Origin of the sequence: Bifidobacterium sp. UTCIF-39 (assembly GCF_006408715.1) — a bacterium.
GTDB classification, from domain to species: Bacteria; Actinomycetota; Actinomycetes; order Actinomycetales; family Bifidobacteriaceae; genus Galliscardovia; species Galliscardovia tissieri.
The window spans coordinates 13461-34037 of record NZ_JEOG01000007.1 but is presented as its reverse complement, the minus strand read 5'-3'; the positions used below and the strand labels follow the sequence as shown (position 1 = coordinate 34037).

The following is a 20577-nucleotide window of genomic DNA, read 5'->3' as shown; positions in this document are numbered from 1 at the left end:
CAATGGGCGATCCTAGAGGTTTTCTGAAGGTCCGTTCCCGTCACGAACTCGCGGAGCGTCCGGTCCAGGAGCGTATCAAGGACTGGCTGGACGTTCACGCCGAATCCGGTCTGCAGCCCTGGACTCAGGAGCAGGCCGCCCGATGCATGGACTGCGGCACCCCGTTCTGCATGACCGGATGCCCGCTGGGCAACGTCATCCCCGAATTCAATGATCTGGTCCGTCAGGGCCAGTGGGAGGACGCCTACGGCAAGCTGTCCATGACCAACAACTTCCCCGAGGTCACCGGTCGCATCTGCCCCGCGCTGTGCGAGTCCGCCTGCGTGCTGGGCATTCACCAGCCGCCGACCATGATCAAGCTCGACGAGCAGACGATCATCGATCAGGCGTGGAACCTCGATTACGTCAAGCCGCTGCCGCCGCAGCGTCTGACTGATCAGACCGTCGCCGTGGTGGGATCCGGCCCCTCCGGCCTCGCCTGCGCCCAGCAGCTCACCCGTGCCGGTCACACGGTGGTTGTCTACGAGCGCGCCGATGCCATCGGCGGTCTGATGCGTTACGGCATTCCGAACTTCAAGCTCGACAAGTCCCTGCTTGACCGTCGAGTGGAGCAGATGGAGGCCGAGGGCACCCGTTTCGAAACCAACGTGGAGATCGGCAAGGACATCTCCTGGGATGACCTGCGCTCCCGTTACGACGCCGTCGTGGTGGCCATTGGTTCCACGGTGCCGCGTGACATGAAGCTGCCTGGTCGCGAGCTCGACGGCATTCACTTCGCCATGGACTTCCTGCCGGACGCCACCCGTCGCGTGTGGGGCAAGAAGCCGGTCAACGACATCACCGCAAAGGACAAGCATGTGGTGGTGATCGGTGGTGGCGATACCGGTTCCGACTGCCTCGGTACCTCCATCCGTCAGGGTGCAAAGTCCGTCACCGTGCTGCAGATCATGGGCAAGGAACCGTCCGAGCGTCCTGCCAATCAGCCGTGGCCGACCTACGCCCGTATCTACCAGAAGACCTCCTCGATGGAGGAGGGCGGCACCTACGTCTATAACACCGATTCGGTGGAGTTTGAAGGCGCTACGGATCCGAGGAACGTGCATGAGATCGACGGTGCCACTGCCGAAGGTTTCGTGGCCGACGAGCGTGGACACGTCACCGGTCTGAAGATCGTGAGCGTGGCTCCTGGCGACAACGGCCCCTTCACGCGTCAGCCTGGTACCGAACGTGTGATCCCGGCCGATCTGGTGCTCATCTCCGTCGGATTCCTGCACCCGGACACCACGACGCTGGTCGACCAGCTTCCGGTCGAGCTTGACCGTCGCGGCAACGTGGCGAGGAACGATTCCTTCGCCACCAGTCAGGATGGCGTGTTCGCCTGCGGTGATGCCGGCCGCGGACAGAGCCTCGTGGTCTGGGCCATCTCCGAGGGACGCTCCTGCGCCGCCGCGGTGGATCGTTACCTGACCGGCGCCACCGAACTTCCCGCTCCGATCACGGCTTCGCAGCGCCCGATGATGCTTCCTCGCTGACGAACGGGTTATACTCACAGTCAGTGATACGTCGTCAAAGGAGCGATCATGCCGAATCGAGCGGAGCGCCGCGCCAACGCCAAGCGCAATCGTCGTGGAACCAACAACCAGCCGCAGCGTGTGCAGGTCCGTTCCCGTCAGGGATTGGTGGATGAGTATGCGCTGCAGGAGCGGTCCGTCCGTCTGCAGAACGGACAGACCGCGGAATGGAAGCCCACCGCTTCCACGGACCTGCCTGAGCAGACCGTGTCGTCGACACGGTCAATGGGCAAGCCCGGTGCTCCGCGCGGGGTGCGTGGATGGCTCCGTTTCGTCAGCTGGGCGCTGATCATCCTGTCCGCCATCGCATTCCTCGTGGTCATGTGGATTCCGGGGATGCCCACGTGGTCCACCATCGTGGTGGCTGCGGTGTTCGCCGTGGGTGTGCTCAGCCTGTTCTTCGTGGCGGGCAATCCCAAGGACAATCCGAATCTGGACGAGTACGGCACCGCAGTCTGACGCGTGTCTGGCGTGTCGGGACGAATAGGGCCGATACCTGTACGAATTCGTACGAAACATATGATGAACCGCCGGGTTTTCCGGCGGTTCTTTCATATACTGGGATATGTTGTTCATTTGTTCAAAGGAGACGTCAATGAAAGTCGATATCCTCACCCGTGAGTACCCGCCGCATATCTATGGTGGCGCAGGCGTTCATGCCGAAGAACTTTCCAAGGTACTGGCGGAACGTATTGACGTGACCGTCCGCGCATTCGATGGTCCGCGCACCTCCGACGACATCCCGACGATCCCCGGCGATTCCCCCAAGGGCAGCCTCAACGTCGTCGGCTACAACACGCCGTCCGAACTCGCCGATGCCAATCCTGCGCTGAAGACCTTCGGCGTGGATCTGCAGATCGCCAACGATGTGGACGCCGACATCGTTCACGCGCACACCTGGTATGCCTGCCTTGCCGGACGTCTCGCTCAGCAGCTGCACGAAATTCCGCTGGTCATCACCGCGCACAGCCTCGAGCCGTTCCGTCCCTGGAAGCGCGAGCAGCTGGGTGGTGGCTACAATCTGAGCTCTTGGGCCGAGCGTGACGCCTACGAGCACGCCGATGGCATCATCGCCGTGTCCGGTGGCATGAAGAAGGACATCCTCGCCGCTTACCCGAACGTGGACCCCGACAAGGTGCACGTCGTGTACAACGGCATCACCATGAGCGAGTTCGCCACCCCCGCCGATGACGATCCGGCCTGGGGTGTTTTCGAGCGCTACAATATCGACCGCAGCAAGCCCACGCTGCTGTTCGTCGGCCGCATCACCCGCCAGAAGGGTCTGCCGTATCTGCTTAAGGCACTGCACTTCGTGGACAAGGATGTGCAGGTGGTCCTGTGCGCAGGTGCCCCCGATACCCCGGAGATCGCCGCCGAAGTGAAGAACTCATTCGCCGAGCTCGACAAGGAACGCGGCAACATCATCTGGATCGAGGAGATGCTGCCCAAGCCCGAGCTCAGCGCCCTTGAGCACGGCTGCGACGCGTTCATCTGCCCGAGCATCTACGAGCCGCTGGGCATCGTGAATCTGGAGGCCATGGCCTGCGGCCTGCCCGTGGTCGCCAGCGCCACCGGCGGCATCCCCGAAGTGGTGGTCGACGGGGAAACCGGATACCTCGTGCCGATCGATCAGCTGCACGACGGCACCGGAACCCCCACCAACCCCGACAAGTTCGTACACGACATGGCCGATGCCATCAACAAGGTCATGCGAGATCCCGAACTCGCCAAGAAGATGGGCGAGGCCGGCTACGCCCGCGCCCGTGACGTGTTCAGCTGGGAAAGCATCGCCGACCGAACCATCGAGGTGTACAACACGATCATCAACGGCTGATCCGGCACTACGCCGAAAGCAGTCATCAATGATGGGCTCCCTCTGTGGGAGCCCATCCCATATCATGAGGAAACGATTCCATGAGCAACGATATCGCCCTACAACTTACCGACGTCGAATTTCGACGTAGCCGTCGCGTGATTGTCACCGGCGTGAACCTCACCATTCGCCGGGGGGAACGCTGGGTGCTGTTCGGCCCCAACGGCATCGGAAAATCCACGTTGATCGCCATGATGGCCACACGAAAATACCCGAGCGAGGGCACGGTGGACATCCTCGGCAACCGGCTGGGCAAGGTGAACGTGTTCTCCTATCGCAACAGGATCGGCCTGTCCTCGGCGGAATTGGCGCGTGCGTTCCCTCCCGATGAGGATCCACTCGACGCCGTGGTGACGGCGCTCACCGCCACCACCGGCCGATGGCGTGACACCTATACCGATGATGAGATGAACCGTGCGCGAGCCCTAATGCAACGGTTCGGCATCGATTATCTCGAAGGCAAGCAGATGTGGCGCCTTTCCGAGGGGGAACGGACCCGCGTGCTCATCTGCCGTGCGCTCATGGCGGACCCCGAACTCGCCATCCTTGACGAGCCGACCACGGGTCTTGACCTCGGTGGCCGTGAACTCGTCGTCAAGACACTGGGCGATTTGGGAAAGGAGCAGGGTGACCGAGCGGTGATCCTGGTCACCCATCGGCTGGAGGAGATCCCCGAGGGTTTCGACCATATCGCCGTGATGGGGCGGATCAAAGGTGACGAGAAGCAGGCCCATGAGGCCAAGGTTCGCGGAGGGGACCCCGCACCGGGGACGATCATCTACACCGGGGATCTGGACCAGGGCCTGACCACGGAACGTGTGTCCCGCATCTTCGGTCTGCCGCTCACCGTCCGTCACGAAAACGGCCGTTGGCAGGCGTTCGCCGAATAATCCCGTACCGGGCACCCGTCCCCGTCCGTCCCCGATCGGGCGTTTGTCTTGATGTCTTGCCAATCTGTGCAAGACATCAAGACACAGGTACAAGTCCAACGGGAGGAACAGATGGTGCGTCGCGGACCGCTACGGGCCGGAGAGAAGGTGCAGCTCACCGATCGCAAGGGCAAGAAGATCACCGTGCAGCTCATGGCGGGGGAGGAGACCCAGACTGAACGCGGTGTGATCCGCCACGACGACATCATCGGCGGTCCGGAAGGCGTGGTCGTCGTTACGCTCACCAGCGAGGGAAGCATGGAAAGCGCCGCGGAGGCCTATCGGCACAATCCGCGCAAACCGTGGAAGAACACCCGAAAGATCGGTGGATGGCAGTACACGGTTATGCGTCCCCGTCTGCAGGATTTCATCCTGTCGATGCCGCGCGGAGCGCAGATCATGTATCCCAAGGACATTGCCCAGGTCATTGAGGCGTGTGATATCCGTCGCGGTATGCGAGTGCTGGAATCCGGCGGCGGAAGCGGTGCCATGGGATTGCATCTGCTTGACGCCGTGGGTGAGGACGGCGAGCTGACCACGATCGAGATGCGTCCGGAATTCGCGAAGGTGTGTGAGGCGAACGCCACGGTGTATTTCGGCGAGCGCCCGGCATGGTGGAACCTGCTGGTCGGTGACTTCGATTCGAAGTCGCATGAACTGCCCGAGCATTATTTCGACCGCATCTTCCTCGACATGCTTGACCCTTGGAACCGTCTGGAGAATGCGTGGCGTGTGATCGCGCCGGGCGGTGTGATCACCTGTTACGTGACCACCACCACGCAGTTGAGCCGTGTGGCCGAGGCGATGCGCGATTCCGGGCAGTGGACCGAACCGGAGATCAGTGAGACCCTGGAGCGGGGCTGGAAGGCTCAGGGGCTTGCCGTTCGTCCGAATCACGAGATGATCGGTCATACCGGGTTCCTCATCACCGCTCGGGCCATGGCTCCGGGCGTCGAGGCATTGCATAAGCCTCAGCGTGCCACCAAGGACACGTATTCCGATATCGATGAGCTCACTCCCGAACAGCAGCAGGCACGATTGGAGGAGCTGGAGCTGCGCGACATTTCCGACCGCAAGCTGCGCAAGGTGCTCAAGGATCTGGACACGCAGGTGGAAAATATCTCCAAAAGCGCCGAGGGGAACGGAAATCTGCCACAATAGATTTCGTCGGACGTTGCAGCCGTCCGTCGAAAGGGGCAGGAATGGTCAACCTCAGCAAGGTAGCCAAAAAGACCAAGGCATATGAATATCAGCTCATCATCATGCGTCACGCCAACGCCGAGTCGAAGGTCGGCAAGGCTGACGTGGACCGCGAACTGACGGACAAGGGACTCAAACAGGCCAAGAAGGTCGGCAAGGCGCTGGCCGTGATGTCGTTGATTCCCGACCAGATTCGGTGCTCGGGTGCCACGCGCACCCGTCAGACGCTGGAACGCATGCTCAAGTATTTTGGCGACAAGCCGAGCGTGGACTATCGCAAAAGTCTGTATGAGGGCGGTACGCAGGCGATCCTCGATGAAATGGACCATATGAAGCCCAAGACCAAGCGACTCATGATCGTAGGGCATGAGCCCACGGTGTCGTCGGCCGCGCAGTGGCTTGCCTCACCGGACTCGGACCCGGCGACGCTCAACGTGCTGGGACTTGGCCTGTCCACGGGATCGTTGGTCATTCTCGGCTCCGATAAGCCGTTCGCCGAGTGGGGGTTGCGTGGCGCCGAACTTGTGGCCGTACTCACACCCAAGGATTGCGCGGCATGACGCGTGGCGCGGGCGCGTCGCAATGATGATGACGTCGTGGATATGATCTAGGTCACGATCATTCGATAATTCAGGGCGGTGCCATCCAGTCGGCGATGGCACCGCCCGTACCGAATCGCTGTCATCGTATACGGGAAATTCAGGAAATCGATTTGGCCTGATCCGATGGAACTGTGTCGGGACGGCGCAAATATACCCTGTCGTTATGCCCGGTATAATTGAGAAAAGCGGTATCACTACAGGGAAGTCGATGATATCGCCGCTCGTATTTCGTAAATATCAGCGCCATAACCTGTGCCTATAGCGACACCCAAAATTGGTGGATATCCTCAATTCGCTCCAAGTTTGTTAACCTTTTTCCGGTTTTGACTCACATCGTATTGGAGTATGTATGAGTGCACTGACATCTGTAATCGGTTTCCCCCGCATCGGCAGCAACCGACAGCTGAAGAAGGTCATCGAAGGCTACTGGAAGGGTGCTAACAGCCTTGAGGACGTCAAGACGACATCCGCCCAGCTTCGTGCCGAACACTGGAAGCTGCAGCAGCAGGCTGGTGTGGATCTGATTCCGAGCAACGATTTCAGCTATTACGACCAGTTGCTGGACACTGCCATTCTGCTCGGTGCGGTTCCGCAGCGGTACAAGGATCTGGGACTGGGCGCCGAGGACACGCTGTTCGCCATCGCCCGCGGCTATCAGGGCGACAAGGGCGACGTGACCGCCCAGCCGATGAAGAAGTGGTTCACCACGAACTACCACTATCTCGTTCCCGAAATCACCGCCGACACCGAAATCGCGCTGAGCGGCACCAAGCCGTTCGACGAGTTCAACGAGGCCAAGGAGCTTGGCATCATCACCAAGCCGGTGGTGATCGGCCCCTACACGTTCCTCAAGCTGGCCCGCGGCGCCGAAGGTGCCGATCTGGACCTCACCGACAAGCTCGTGGCCGACACCGCCAAGGCCTACGCCGACGTGCTCGTCAAGTTCAATGAGCTGGGAGCCCAGTGGGTGCAGTTCGACGAGCCGTACCTGGTGCTCGACAAGGAAGAGGGCGACCTCGACCTCTTCGCCAAGCTCTACACCACCATCCTCGCCGCCAAGGGCGACGTGAAGGTGCTGCTGCAGACCTATTTCGGCAACATCGCCGACACCTACAAGACCGCCACCGGTCTGGACTTCGACGGATTGGGCCTCGACCTGATCGAAGGCAAGGACGAAAACCTTGCCGCCATCGAGGAATACGGCGTGCCCGCCAATCTGACCATCTTCGCCGGTGTGATCAACGGCCGTAACATCTGGCGCAACAACTACGCCGTGTCGCTGGGGCTCGTCGACGCCGTGAAGACCAAGACCGCCAACGTGGCCGTGTCCACCGCCGACTCCCTGCTGCACGTGCCGTTCAGCACCGCCGGAGAGGATAAGCTCGGTGCCGATGTGCTCAAGCACTTCGCCTTCGCCGTCGAAAAGCTCGACGAGCTCAAGGCGGTCGCCGACCTTGCCGATCTCGACGATGCCGCCCGTGCCGCCGACGCCAAGCTCGCCGCCAATCAGGAGCTGTTCGACGGCACCCGCGTGGTCGCCGATCCGGCCGTGCACGAACGCGTCGCCAAGCTCACCGCCGACGAATACGTGCGTCAGCCCGCCCGTGCCGAACGTCAGGCGATTCAGAAGAAGGAGCTCGGCTTGCCCGAACTGCCGACCACCACGATCGGATCTTTCCCGCAGACCCGCGAGGTGCGCTCCACCCGCGCCAAGTTCCGCAAGGGCGAGATCTCCAAGGCCGAATACGACAAGTTCATCGCGGCCCAGATCGACGAAGTGATCGCCAAGCAGGAGGAGATCGGACTCGACGTGCTGGTGCACGGCGAATTCGAACGCAACGACATGGTCGAATACTTCGGACAGAACCTCAACGGCTTCCTGTTCACCAGGAACGCCTGGGTGCAGTCCTACGGCACCCGCTGTGTCAAGCCTCCGATCGTGTGGGGCGACGTGTCCCGCGCCAACCCGATCACCGTGGAGTGGAGCTCCTACGCCCAGTCCAAGACCGACCACGTGGTCAAGGGCATGCTCACCGGTCCGGTGACCATTCTCAACTGGTCCTGGCCGCGTGAGGACATCACGCACGAGGAGCAGACCACGCAGCTGGCGCTCGCCATCCGCGACGAGGTGCTCGACCTCGAGGCCGCCGGCATCAAGGTCATCCAGATCGACGAGGCCGCCCTGCGCGAGAAGCTGCCGGTGCGCCGCTCCGACTGGCACAAGAAGTACCTTGACTGGGCCGTGCCCGCGTTCCGTCTGGTCCACTCCGCCGTCAAGCCCGGCACCCAGATCCACACGCACATGTGCTACTCGGAATTCAACGACATCATTCGCGACATCGATGCCATGGACGCCGACGTGATCTCCTTCGAGGCATCCCGAGGCGATCTGGTCGTCCTCGACGCCATCCACGACGCCAACTTCGAGACCGAGGCCGGCCCGGGCGTGTACGATATCCACAGCCCACGTATCCCCTCCACCGATGAGATCGTCGACCGTATCCACGAAATCCTCAAGAAGATGGACGTGGAGAAGGTGTGGATCAACCCCGACTGCGGTCTGAAGACCCGTGGCAACGCCGAGACCTGGCCGAGCCTAGAGCACATGGTCGAGGCGACCCGCAAGGTGCGCGCCGAACTTGCGTGATCATGCACAAGCCGATCTTTTCGCTTGAGGTGTTCCCGCCGAAGCGCAACGCTCCGGTGGGAACCATCTACGACACGCTCGACGGACTGGAAGGACTCAACCCCGATTTCATCTCGGTGACCTACGGGCATGGCACCCAGTCCGACCGCACCGCCACGGCGCGTATCGCGCATACGATCCGTGCCGAATACGGTATCCCCACCGTCGCGCATCTGACCGCGCTCTACGCCGACTATGAGGTCGTCGATCGTGCGCTCGACATGTTCGACGAAGCCGGAGTGACCGCCGTGCTGGCATTGCGAGGCGACGAACTTCCCGATCACGAAACCGTCGGCGTGTTCCCGCACGCCAGTGATCTCGTGGCATACATCCGCGAGCGCAGACCGGAATTGAAGATCTTCGGCGCATGCTATCCGGAAGGACACTACCAGGCCGAGTCGTTGGACCAGGACATCGAAAACCTGAAGATCAAGGTGGATGCCGGCGCATCACACCTGATCTCCCAGCTGTTCTACGACAACGAGGACTTCTACCGGTTCCTTGACAAGGCCCGTGCCGCGGGTATCGAGGTGCCGATCGAAGCCGGTATCATGCCGGTGCGTGGCGCCAAATCGGTACGTCGTATGGCCGAACGCAATGCCTCGCGCATTCCGAAGGGACTCGAGACCATCCTCGATCGCTGGGAAGGCAATCGTGACGCGTTGCACGCGGCCGGCATCGCCTACGCGTCGCAACAAATCAACGACCTCGTCGCACACGGTGTGGATGGCATCCACCTGTATTCGATGAACCACCCCGGTACCACCAGACGCATCTGGAACAACGTCAAACCGCTGTTCCAGGAGGTCTGAGGCCAACCAGAAATTCGTCGGGATAAGGGGTTCCGACGAATCGAACAGAGCGGGCCCGCCGTGTCGCGCATGCACGCACATGCACGGCACGACGGGTCTTTTTCATCGTTTGAGCTCATGCGATCAAACCGGACACGCTCGCTGATTCCCGTGCATACGCATTCCATAGTCCATATACACAACAGCTCATATACGCACGAATGGCAACAACCATAAGGACACGGCGATGCAAACCCCTGACCGGCAAGCCGGCCGGTAGAATGGAACACCATGGAAGCTTCACGATTGCCGTTGCGTGAGATCATCAGAGCCGGGATCTCCGACCTTAACCGGGCACAGGAACTGTTCACCACCCTCGCATCCCTCGGAGTCGAAGGATACTACCGCTCGGAACTGCTCGAAGCCCTGTCCTCCGCATTCGACCCGGACACCGCATTGCGTCATGTGACCGAACTCGCCCAGCACACGCACGAGTCCGGCAATCCCCTCGAATCCTTGTTCACCGGACTCGACGGCCTATCCCGTCTCGTCGCCGTACTCGGAGCGTCCGACGAAATCGGCCGACTCATGCTCAACCGTCCGGACCTGATCCGTGCCGTAACCACCGGCACCGGATACGAAACCCATCTGTGGAACCGCAGCCAACGACGTCAGGCCATACTCGAACGCATCGGAGCCGATCCACAGGTCGCCACGCCCATCAGCGACAAACCAATCGCGGAATCCACCACCGAACTACGATGCTGCTACCGGGAACAGCTCGTAGCCATCATGGCCAAGGACGTCACCGCAGCCGATCCGCTCACCATCCAGCCCACCACCAGCCGATGCCTGTCCGATCTGGCCGACGCAGCCCTCGAAGGCGCACTCGCCATCGCACGGCATGAGGTCGCCGACAGCGAACGATGCCGGTTCGCCATCATCGGCATGGGCAAGCTCGGCGCACGCGAACTCAACTACGTCTCCGACGTGGACCTCATCTACGTGGTCGAACCCGCCGATCCCGAACTCGGACACGAACAGCTCATCCGCATCGGCACCAAACTCGGCGTCACCCTGCAGCGCGTCTGCCAATCCGTGGTCATGGGCGTCGCCGAACCCGTACTCTGGCAGATCGACGGCGGACTACGCCCCGAAGGCAAGGACGGCCCGCTCGTACGCACCCTCGACTCGCATCTGGGATACTACGACAAATGGGCGGAAAGCTGGGAATTCCAAGCACTGCTCAAAGCCAGACCAGTCGCAGGAGACCCCGAACTGGGTAAGGACTACTACGATCGCACACGACCCCTCGTCTGGTCGGCGTCCAAACGCAAGAACTTCGTCTACGACTGCCAGCAGATGCGCAAACGCGTGGAGGATCTCATCCCCAAGGCGCAGAAGGACCGGGAGATCAAACTCGGCCGAGGCGGCCTGCGAGACGTGGAATTCACCGTGCAGATGCTGCAGCTCGTCCACGGACGCACCGACGAGGCCCTGCACACGGCCAGCACGCTCGACTCGCTCCAGGCGCTCGCCGGCGGCGGCTATGTCTCTCGCAAGCAGGCAGCCCGTCTCGCCGTGGACTACAGTTTCGAACGTGTGCTCGAACACCGTCAGCAGATGTGGGCGCTCAAACGCACCCACCTGTTCCCGGATCTGGGCAAGGGCAACGCGGGAGGCATCGAGACGCAGCGCCAGCTCGACCGGGACGCGGTGCAGAACAATGCGGAACTTCGGCGGCTTTCCCGCGCGTTCGGCATGCATCCGGAGGAGCTGATCGAACGGTATGACGCCACGCGACGCGAAGTGCGCAGACTGCATCTCGACATCTATTACCGTCCCATGTTGCCCAACATCGCCACGCTTGGCGAGGACGAGATCACACTGAGCGCGGAGGCCACGCGTGAGCGCTTCGCCTCGATCGGATTCGCCGACCCGGAAAGCGCCGTACGTCACGTGCAGGCGCTCACCAGCGGCATCAGCCGTTCCGCGAAGATCAACCGCATCATCCTGCCTGCCGTGCTGCAGTGGCTGGGTGACGGCCAGAATCCCGACATGGGGTTGCTGACGTGGCGCAAGCTTGAGGAGAACTTCGGTCAGGGCAGCGACTATCTGGGGTTCCTCCGCGACTCCGCGTCCGCCGGACAGCGCCTGTGCCATATCCTGTCGAATTCCCGGTATCTGGGCGATGCGATGAACAAGTCCATGGAATCGGTGACGTGGCTCGGCCATGACGAGGACATGCAGCCGCGTACCCGGGACAGTCTGGACATCCAATGTCATGCCGCCCGCACCCGGTACCGCGACCGGATCAATGATTTCGCAACCGTGCTGCGTGCCATGCGTCGTCATGAGATCGAACGCATCGGGCTGGGCTGGATGAGTTCCGTCATCGACGACATGCAGAGTCTCGACGCCATGACCACCGTGTATGACGCGCTGATCGACTGCGCGCTCGGCTGGTCGATCGAACACCAGTGCGGCGAGCAGGGGTATGACGAGCCTCCGGCGAAACTGGCGGTCATTGGCATGGGACGATATGGCGGACGCGAGGTCAATTTCAGTTCCGACGCCGACGTGATCATCATCTACCGGCCGAACGGGGGAGTGGAGGACCAGTCGGCCTTCACCTTCGCCAAGAACGTGGTGGATGACCTCCGTCGCATTCTCATGGGGCCGATCTCCACCGAGGCCAAGATCGAGCTTGATCTCGATCTTCGTCCCGAAGGCAAGAACGGGCCGCTGGTGCGATCCTACGAATCCTGTCGCGAATACTACACGTCATGGGCCAGCACATGGGAGCATCAAGCACTGTTACGTGCCCGTTACGCGGCCGGGGACGAGGCTCTTGCCCAGGACTTTCTGGAAACCATCGTCAATCCGTTGCGGTACCCGTCCGCGCGTCTGACCGACGCCGAGCTGATGGATATCCGCCGGCTCAAGGCCCGTGTGGAGGCCGAACGTCTGCCGCGTGGCGTACGTCGCGAACGTCATCTCAAACTCGGCAAGGGCGGTCTTTCGGATGTTGAGTGGACGGTGCAGCTGCTGCAGCTGCAGACTGCGGGCGAACATCCCGAGTTGCGGGTCGTTTCCACGTTGCCGGCATTGGATACGCTTGAACGGCTTGGCGTGGTCGGGGAGGATGACGCGGCCACGTTACGCAAGGCGTGGACCATGGCCACGAACGCACGCAACGCGAACTACCTGTGGTCCGGTCGAGCCAACCGCGCCGACGTACTGCCCGACGACGCCTATTCGCTTGGTGGCATCGCGGCCGTGCTTAAGCGTCCCGCCCATCGAGGACAGGATTTCGAGAACGAGCTGCTCGGCGTGATGCGCCGCTGCCGCGAGGTGACCGATCGTCTGTTCTACGGCAAGGAGGACGAGGAGTAGTGACGGAAAGGGAAGGCCGCGCATCGGAATAATCTCGGTGCACGGCCCTCCCTGACTCGGACGGCGAGCATGGCGCCGTCCGTTGTCATACCGCGGAATCCACCAGATCCGCGATGTCGTCGTCGCCGCGTTTGCGCAGTCGCGCGATGACGGTATCCGTGGTGGAATCGTCAGCCAGTCCGATCGCGTGTGCTATGGCGGTGATGGCGTCAGTCGGATCGACGGAATCACCGCACGCGGACATGGCCAACGCGTCATGCAAGGGGATGCCGGTAGGCATGGTCATCGGTACGATGTCGAAGGTGCCGTCGTCGCCGAACCGGAGGAACACCTGCCGACCCACGAGCAACCCGTATGGGCCAAAGAACCGTTTGATGGTCCCCAGACTCGGACTCATGCCGTTCCAGTACACGTGCTGGTCTCCCAACGGGGACCGCAGCACACGTTCCCCCTGGAAATCGATGCCGAGGACGTTCGCCATCGCCAGTGGGAGAATGCTGCCGCTTCCTCGCTGATGGTCCTTGGTCAACGTGATGCGCAGCATCCATGCATCATGGTGCCGGAACAGACGTGCCGCCATGTACGGATCATTGTCCGCCTTCATCCGTTCGTCACCGGCCCTGGTCACCACGCCTCGTGCGGTCTGGAAGGGAAGGATGGAGGCATAGGAGATGATGCTTTTCTCGGATGCCCCGGACCGTCCGGCGATCTCACGGACCAGATCGTCCAGATCGGCGGAACCTCCGTTGCGGTCAAGGATCCGCTGGATCTCCCCGCGAATGGTGGAGTATTCGGGCATCCCCCATACGGACAATCCATACTTGTCCTTGCTTACCCGAATGACACGGTCGTCCTTCGCCAATGCGTTTCGCAGGGAACTGACGTTCCTCCTCCTGGGATCGGCGTTGGCGATCTCCTCCAGTGTCAGCGGACGATCCTTGACATAGAGCAGCGCGGCCGTGAAATCCTCCACGCTTCGACAGGAAATGAACGCGAAATCATCCACGACCGTCATCCCGCAGTACCGCAGCCACAATTGCAGATTGCGGGCACTGTCGTCGATATGATCGGATTGCGCATGAGACGCGTTGCCTCCGATACGCACCACGCCGAATTCATTCGCATCGGCACCAAGCGTCTCATTGACGAAATGCTTCGCATCGTCGATGGACGGTGCCGCCATCCAACCATCGGCGATCTCGAACCGCGGTTCCATTTCAAGCTCCTGAACCAGACGCCACAGCGGAACGTCCACAATGGGAACATTCTCGACAAGCAGTGGCATATGCTGGAAGGCCTTGTCCTGAGGCAGGATCTCTCCCTCCTGACGGAACAGATCACGCAACTGCGTCATCGTGTCCGAATCGGCGATGATGGACGTCAGCTGCGTCTTCAACTCCTTTTCCAGCTGACGAATACGTTCCCTCGTCACTCCCTGCTCCTTGCCCATCTCATCCAAGGTCTTCGGATCGTCGGCCAATACTCGTGACGAGAGGATGGCCATACGCCGCTGATCGCATGAGCACAGGAACGTATACAGCGAACGGATCACCTCGGGGCCGTCATCAATGCCGGTCCCATCGTCGATCGCATACGGATCATCGGACGACAGGTCGTCGATCGCCTCGAGGTCCTCCTCACTGAGAAAGTTGGAATAATCGTCCGGGTCGGCGATCACATCGGTCGTGGCGAGGTTGATGCGCGATATTGCATCTCGTATCTCCTGCGGAGCCCGTTCGGCGACGTCGGCGTTGACGGTGACCAGAGTCGTGTGATCGAAGCCGTTGGCTTTCGCCCACTGCGCCACATTGACCAGATCGGCGCAGAAATCATTGAAGTTCGTAATGGCCATGACGTCGTCGACCATGGAAAAGTCCCCTCCCGTATGCGGTGGATGCAGACAATGTATTCCATGGTAATGCGTGATTTACGGTTCGGCCGGATTGGGCGTCGACGGAAACGCTACTTCAGAGGGGTCCGAGCCGAACATTGCTGTCTCCGGGTAGTGAAGTGGAACCCCTGTGCCAGGGGTACTTTCAGAGTTTTTGATTCTTTTGATATTTTTGATATTTTTGATATTGAGACGAACTAAGACCGGTGCACTTGGAAGGAACGGTATGAGGGTCAAAGAAAACCCGTTCAAACCTACGGCTGGAGGAGAACCGCCGCTACTCATCGGGCGAAAGCGTATCATACGCGATTTTGAAAAAGGCCTTGACAATGGGGTAGGCGCTCCTGGACGTATCATGCTGATTACGGGAGCTCGGGGAACGGGTAAGACGGTCATGCTTACCGTATTCGGAGACAGAGCGCGTGCCCGTAAGTGGGATGTTATCGAGGAGACCGCGTCAGAAGGATTGTGCGAACGTCTGGTCAATGAACTGCGCGCTAGGGATGCGGCGCTGGATCGTCTGAGTATCCGACCGTCATTGAGCTTTGCCGGAGTTGGAGTCAGCTTGGGAGAGGCCGAACTTTCTCCGAAGCGTATGCCGGAGACCTTACGCAAAGCGATGGCGGAACGTTTGTCCTCGTTGGAGAAACGTCACGCAGGGCTATTGATTTCGATCGATGAGGCGCAGGCCGCGGAACGCTCGGACATGATCGCCATAGCCACGGCAATACAACATCAGATCCGTGAGCGACGCAACATCGCCATTGTATTTGCCGGATTGCCGCAAATGGTCTCCGATCTGTTCAATGACGAAGTGATCACATTCCTACGTCGAGCAAGGACTAACGTTCTTACGGACATTCCAATCGACGAGGTTCGGTCGGCGTTTGCAACAACATTTGAGACATCCGGCATGACCATTACTGAAGAGCAACTTCAAGTGGCGGCCCAGTCGACTGCCGGATATCCATATATGATTCAGCTGGTCGGATACCACATCTGGGATGCCGCTGATCTACGTGATTCCGATACCATATCCGATCAGGATGTCCATGATGGTCTGGTCGAAGCTCGAAAAGACCTTGACAACGCCGTCTGCATTCCGGAACTGCATGGACTGTCCCGGAGGGACAGGGAGTATTTGGAAGCGATGTCCCAGTCCGATGGTCCTGTCTCCACGGCAGAGGTCGCCGAGCGCATGGGAAAAAGCGCAAACTACGCGGCCACCTACCGTAAGCGGCTTCTTGATGCCTATGTGATCCGGGAGACCGAACGAGGAGAGGTCGACTTTGCCGTGCCGTTCCTTCGGGAATATCTGCGTCGCGTCGCGGCGTGATCGTCATATCGATGATTCGGGATGTACACTGAAACATTCGTGTGAATTGAGAAGGAGCGTGATGGTGGCGGATCGGTATCATTTATCGTTCACGGTCGGGGGGGGCTGTTGACGCGGCAGGGCATAGATGTTGCCAGAGCGTTTCTGGATTGCGGGGATTGGGAACAGTCCCGTCTGATCGTGCTGGAGGATGGCCGTTTCGGTGTCAGGACATTGTCCGCTGGCAAGCGCATTGCCAGGGAGGCGATCAAGCGGCTTGGTACGCTTTCCGGGGTTGAACTGCGATACCTTGCCGCGCTGGATACCCCGGTCGGGGACTGCGATGCGATCATGTGGGTGGCGATGTGTCGATACTACGAACTGGTGGGTGAGTTCGCCAACGAGGTGCTGCGCGATCATTATCTGCTGGGAGTGCCGAACGTGACTTATGAGGATTACAACCAGTTCGTGCTCAAAAAGAGGCTCTTCGGGTGTTTGTGTGGGTGTGAGTCGTTGGTTGTGCCTGCTGGTTATTGGCGTCCGGGGAGTGTGGGGTTGAGTCCTCTGCATTTGAGCATGACGAGGCTGATGAGGTTGTCGAGGTTGCGGTAGCCGTAGCCGATCTTGATGGTGGTCTTGATCTTGTTGTTGATGGCCTCGAGTCTGGCGTTGGACAGTCCGGAACGGATGGTTGTGAGGATGTCGAAGTGGCGCCTGGCGATCTTCTCTCCGAGCGGGACGAATCCCGGGATGCCGGACAGGGACGCGTCGGCGGCCCATTGGCGCAGCAGGGGCGCGGCCTCGTCCGTCGTCTGCTTGAGGATCATCCTGAGGCGTTCCTTGAGCTTGTACGCCTCCCAGAGGGTCTCGCTGGTGTTGGCGACGCATTCCAGTTGGGCCTTCTGTCCGGCGGTCAGGTCGCCCTCGTTCTTCAGCAGCGCCCATCTGGCGCCCTTGATCGGGTCCTTCGCACCCTTCCGGGCCGTGCCGGCCTTTCTGGCCTCGCGTCATGCGGCGGTGCGGACCTTGTCGAGCGCGTCGGTGGCTCAGGACACGATGTGGAACCCGTCGAGGATGCGTTCGGCCTGCGGGCACCAGCGGAACGCGCACTCGTCGATCCACCGCGCCCCGTCGCCGGTGATCACCCGGATGGAGGCGCGCTGCGCCTCGGTGAGCGTCCGGAAGAACAGGTCGGACACCTTCTCCCCATGACCCTGGTGCATCCAGACCACGCGCCCGCGGTCGTGGTCGACGACCACGGTCATGTACTTGTGGTCCTTTCTGTAGCTGGTCTCGTCCACGCCGATGGAACGCAGACGGTCGAACAGGCCCGCGCCCTGTTCGGCGCGCAGGTTGTCGGCGACCCTCCTGCACACGGGGCCCACGCTCTTCCAGTCGATGCGCATCAGCGCCGACACGGCGCTTCTGGGCGCGTGCACGCTCAGCCAGGCGACCTGCTGCTCGAAGTCATACGTGTACGCGCTCCTGCGTCTCGCCCACGGCACCATCGCGACCGTCACGCCATGCCCGGCGCAGGCCACGCGCCGCGGCGCGTACTCCAGGAAAAGCCTCGCGCAGCCGATGTCGAGATGCCGCCATCGTCGCGTGGGCAGACGGTCATACGGCCGGCCATGCCCGCCGCGCCTCGCGCACCGGTCCATATCGCCCACGTGCGGGCGCACCGGCACGATGACGACGGTCCCGTGACGCGGGTCGTCCTCGACGCGGGGCGTGGAGACACGACGTTGGCGGGCAGGTGCAGCATGCGCTTGAGCGCGCCGGCTGATATGGTTGGCACAGGCGTTCCCCTGTTCTTCGGTTTTACTTTCTTGGCGGAAACAAACCATACAGGCGAACGCCCCTTCCATACCCGCATACGCAAATCCCGACGACAAGACCCGCACACTCACCACACAAACTGGCGAAGGCTCGAAAACAACTGGCTCCTCGACCTCGAACTCGCCTACGGACCCATATTCTCCGCGGACAAGCTCATGCTCATCCTCAACGAGACCCTGCCCGGGGACGCCGGCAGCGAAACCCGTGAGGCGTGGCTTGATGTGATGAAGCAGACCAAACCGTTCTTCGACAATGACGACGACGTGACAGCGCTCGCGAAGCGTCTGACCGCAAACGATGACGCACGCGTCATGCAGGCGAAGATGATCGCCGTACTGCTCGACCTGCCCGACGGCAAGCATAGCCTTCAGGACATCTGGCGACGTCTGCTCGAACAGTACACCGACGGCAATGATGAAGGCATCGAGCGCATCAAGCAGGCGGGATTGTCCGACTTTCACTGGAAGGGGACATGCGGTATCTACGGATACGTGTGCCCGGGAGATCTTCCCGTGGATTTTCCATTTGATCTTGCTCCCATGGGTGAGGACAAATCGCCGACCGTCAAGGACTTCGTGATCTGGCTGTTCCGACTCGCATGGAACGACTTCACCCAGGACGGCACCGGTTCGGACCGGTACGCCAACATTCGTCGTGATTTCGAGAACTGGCGTAACGATCGCACCTTCACCGCAACATTCAAAAACCTCGCCGAACAAACATGCGAGGAACTCGGACTCAACCGGGAGATCCTCGCCATGTCCCTGCAGGAACTCGCTGAACACGGCCTGTTCGGCGAAGTGGACCAACAGATCGTGACCCTGCTATATCAGTGCGTCGGCAACGAATCCATATCCCACAAGGACGTGCAGAACATCATCCGGGAACGAGAGCCACGACTCTGGTACAACGACTACCAAGACGATTATGAAGCCATCAGTGCGGCAAGTGGACTACGTAGTCTGCTCGATGAGAACGAACCACTCATGGACGATATCGACTCGCCGAAACAGGGCTTCACGTTGTATGCCAAGCGACTGTATCTGGTCGATCAGGCATATCGACTGTTTGTATGCGCGTGGAAGAACAGCACCCGCCAAATCGAATGCTCAGGCATTCGCGACAATCTGGAGCACCGCTATTCGCTGTTCCAGTCGCATCTGGGAGGCGTCTGGCAGCGACAGCTTGACATTCTCGACCATTGGGACATCGACGACGTACCCACGCAGCAGGACTTCTACGAACGCTGCATCAGCAAAACGGTCAACGCAGGCAGGAAGATCGCCGTCATCATCTCCGACGCATTGCGCTATGAGGTAGCGCAATCATTCGCCGAACGACTGCGCTCGCAGAACCGTTGGAGCGCCCGGGCGGAAGCCCAGCTGGGTGTGCTGCCGTCGTACACGCAGCTGGGCATGGCGGCCTTGCTGCCGCACAAGACGCTGGCATTCAACCCGGTGGGAGAACACTCCACCGTGCTTGTGGCGGGTGCTTCTTCGCAGGGACTTGACAACCGCGCTGCGATTCTGGCGAAGGTGGGAGGCAAGGCTGTGACCTACGAGGATTTCATCAAACGCAGCCGTGACGAATCCCGCGAGCTGGTGAAGTCATGCAACGCGCTGTACGTATTCCATAACGTCATCGATAAGATCAGCGAGAACAAGGAAGAGGATACGTTCGACGCCTGCGAGCAGTGCGTCGGCGAACTGGTGAGCCTTGTCAAAAAACTGGCGAACGCGAACGTGACCAACATGATCGTCACTGCGGACCACGGATTCCTGTATCAGGATCACGACGTGGTGGACAGTGAATGGCTGAGCGTGCAGCCGCAGGGCGATATCGTATGGCAGAGGAAGCGGCGATTCGTCATCGGCTCGAACCTCGCCGAATCCCCGTCCTTTACCACGTTCACAGCCGACCAGCTCGGACTGGACGATCCCAAGGACGAAAGCGTGACCGTGCAGATCCCCAATGCGATCCACCGGCTTCGTATGCAGGAACGTGGTGTGAGATACGTGCACGGCGGGGCTTCACTGCCGGAGATCGTGGTGCCGGTGGTGCATATCAGTAAGGGGCGCTCCGCTTCGGAGGACGTGCGACCGGTAGACTTCTGCATCCTGCAGCAGACCGACAGCATCACCACCGGTCAGCTGGCCGTCGAATTCTTGCAGACCGAGCCGGTGCAGGACAAGGTGACACAGCGTACGGTGTTCGCGGGATTGTATGGTCGTGAAAACGGTAATGCCGTGTCCATCTCCAATGAGGTGCCGGTGACGTTCCTGTCGAACAGTCCGGAGGCGAGGGAACGCCATGTTCTCGCCACATTCCTGCTGACCAGCGACGCCGACAGATTCAACAACACGACGGTGGAGCTGCTGGTATTCGAGACGATTCCCGGAAGCAGTCAGCGGTGTATGTTGGAGCAGAAGGCCGACTACGTGCTGCGTCGAGGATTCTTCGACGACGGCATCGATTTCTGACGAA

The 20577-nt window shown here is 60.6% G+C and carries 13 protein-coding genes and 1 pseudogene; 12 read left to right on the top strand and 2 right to left on the bottom strand.

Translation table 11 applies throughout. The annotated features are described in order from the left end of the window. Nucleotides 1–2: 2 nt before the first annotated feature. The 9 genes from EP30_RS04425 to EP30_RS04385 all read left to right on the top strand — a co-directional run bounded on the left by EP30_RS04425 (nucleotide 3) and on the right by EP30_RS04385 (nucleotide 13048). Entirely contained in the window at nucleotides 3–1532 is a 1530-nt protein-coding gene (locus tag EP30_RS04425) for a glutamate synthase subunit beta (RefSeq protein ID WP_094665361.1), read from the top strand. A 48-nt stretch (nucleotides 1533–1580) separates the two neighbouring features. Beyond that, a complete protein-coding gene (locus EP30_RS04420) occupies nucleotides 1581–2030 on the top strand; it encodes a tripartite tricarboxylate transporter TctB family protein (protein WP_140556522.1) in 450 nt (149 codons plus the stop codon). 136 nt (nucleotides 2031–2166) lie between these two features. After that, nucleotides 2167–3405, top strand: a complete 1239-nt coding sequence (gene glgA / locus EP30_RS04415) for a glycogen synthase (RefSeq protein WP_094665365.1) — start codon at nucleotides 2167–2169, stop codon at nucleotides 3403–3405. Nucleotides 3406–3485: 80 nt separating this feature from the next. Then, nucleotides 3486–4334, top strand: coding sequence for an ABC transporter ATP-binding protein (locus EP30_RS04410; protein ID WP_140556520.1), 849 nt, complete (start codon nucleotides 3486–3488; stop codon nucleotides 4332–4334). 111 nt (nucleotides 4335–4445) lie between these two features. Continuing rightward, nucleotides 4446–5534 (top strand): tRNA (adenine-N1)-methyltransferase, encoded by a 1089-nt coding sequence (locus EP30_RS04405; RefSeq protein WP_140556517.1) that lies wholly within the window; start codon nucleotides 4446–4448, stop codon nucleotides 5532–5534. 41 nt (nucleotides 5535–5575) lie between these two features. Then, nucleotides 5576–6133 carry a histidine phosphatase family protein gene (locus EP30_RS04400; protein WP_140556515.1) on the top strand — a complete coding sequence of 186 codons (558 nt, stop codon included), beginning with the start codon at nucleotides 5576–5578 and terminating at the stop codon, nucleotides 6131–6133. Nucleotides 6134–6524: 391 nt separating this feature from the next. Next, nucleotides 6525–8822: a 5-methyltetrahydropteroyltriglutamate--homocysteine S-methyltransferase gene (gene metE, locus EP30_RS04395; RefSeq protein WP_140556512.1), complete on the top strand. Its 2298-nt coding sequence runs from the start codon at nucleotides 6525–6527 to the stop codon at nucleotides 8820–8822. 2 nt (nucleotides 8823–8824) lie between these two features. Further along, on the top strand, nucleotides 8825–9673 hold the full coding sequence (gene metF / locus EP30_RS04390; protein WP_094665429.1) for a methylenetetrahydrofolate reductase [NAD(P)H]: 849 nt from the start codon (nucleotides 8825–8827) through the stop codon (nucleotides 9671–9673). Nucleotides 9674–9943: 270 nt separating this feature from the next. Beyond that, nucleotides 9944–13048 (top strand): bifunctional [glutamine synthetase] adenylyltransferase/[glutamine synthetase]-adenylyl-L-tyrosine phosphorylase, encoded by a 3105-nt coding sequence (locus tag EP30_RS04385; protein ID WP_140556509.1) that lies wholly within the window; start codon nucleotides 9944–9946, stop codon nucleotides 13046–13048. A gap of 85 nt (nucleotides 13049–13133) precedes the next feature. On the opposite strand, the gene EP30_RS04380 is transcribed toward EP30_RS04385, so the two are convergent. Beyond that, entirely contained in the window at nucleotides 13134–14915 is a 1782-nt protein-coding gene (locus EP30_RS04380) for a sigma factor-like helix-turn-helix DNA-binding protein (RefSeq protein WP_140556507.1), read from the bottom strand. Nucleotides 14916–15165: 250 nt separating this feature from the next. Here EP30_RS04380 and EP30_RS04375 point away from each other — a divergent pair, with 250 nt between their 5' ends. Both EP30_RS04375 and EP30_RS11315 read left to right on the top strand, forming a co-directional pair. Continuing rightward, the gene (locus EP30_RS04375; protein WP_140556504.1) at nucleotides 15166–16275 is read left to right on the top strand and encodes an ATP-binding protein; all 1110 of its coding nucleotides are present in this window, start codon (nucleotides 15166–15168) and stop codon (nucleotides 16273–16275) included. Between the two features lie 108 nt (nucleotides 16276–16383). Further along, entirely contained in the window at nucleotides 16384–16866 is a 483-nt protein-coding gene (locus tag EP30_RS11315; protein WP_181160791.1) for a BrxA family protein, read from the top strand. Here EP30_RS11315 and EP30_RS11070 read toward each other — a convergent pair. Further along, nucleotides 16785–17762: pseudogene (locus EP30_RS11070) on the bottom strand (ISL3 family transposase). The gene EP30_RS11315 and the pseudogene EP30_RS11070 sit on opposite strands and share 82 nt — an antisense overlap. 15 nt (nucleotides 17763–17777) lie before the next feature. Between EP30_RS11070 and pglZ the strand changes: the two are divergent. Further along, on the top strand, nucleotides 17778–20573 hold the full coding sequence (gene pglZ, locus EP30_RS04360) for a BREX-1 system phosphatase PglZ type A (RefSeq protein ID WP_308810403.1): 2796 nt from the start codon (nucleotides 17778–17780) through the stop codon (nucleotides 20571–20573). Nucleotides 20574–20577 lie beyond the last annotated feature (4 nt).

Bases quoted from the DNA above. Each gene is read 5' to 3' on its own strand.
- EP30_RS04380 (WP_140556507.1), bottom strand. From the start codon at position 14,915: ATGGTCGACGACGTCATGGCCATTACGAACTTCAATGATTTCTGCGCC.
- glgA (WP_094665365.1), top strand. From the start codon at position 2,167: ATGAAAGTCGATATCCTCACCCGTGAGTACCCGCCGCATATCTATGGT.
- EP30_RS04375 (WP_140556504.1), top strand. From the start codon at position 15,166: ATGAGGGTCAAAGAAAACCCGTTCAAACCTACGGCTGGAGGAGAACCG.
- pglZ (WP_308810403.1), top strand. From the start codon at position 17,778: ATGCCCGGCGCAGGCCACGCGCCGCGGCGCGTACTCCAGGAAAAGCCT.
- EP30_RS04405 (WP_140556517.1), top strand. From the start codon at position 4,446: ATGGTGCGTCGCGGACCGCTACGGGCCGGAGAGAAGGTGCAGCTCACC.
- EP30_RS04425 (WP_094665361.1), top strand. From the start codon at position 3: ATGGGCGATCCTAGAGGTTTTCTGAAGGTCCGTTCCCGTCACGAACTC.
- metF (WP_094665429.1), top strand. From the start codon at position 8,825: ATGCACAAGCCGATCTTTTCGCTTGAGGTGTTCCCGCCGAAGCGCAAC.
- EP30_RS04400 (WP_140556515.1), top strand. From the start codon at position 5,576: ATGGTCAACCTCAGCAAGGTAGCCAAAAAGACCAAGGCATATGAATAT.
- EP30_RS04420 (WP_140556522.1), top strand. From the start codon at position 1,581: ATGCCGAATCGAGCGGAGCGCCGCGCCAACGCCAAGCGCAATCGTCGT.
- EP30_RS04385 (WP_140556509.1), top strand. From the start codon at position 9,944: ATGGAAGCTTCACGATTGCCGTTGCGTGAGATCATCAGAGCCGGGATC.
- metE (WP_140556512.1), top strand. From the start codon at position 6,525: ATGAGTGCACTGACATCTGTAATCGGTTTCCCCCGCATCGGCAGCAAC.
- EP30_RS04410 (WP_140556520.1), top strand. From the start codon at position 3,486: ATGAGCAACGATATCGCCCTACAACTTACCGACGTCGAATTTCGACGT.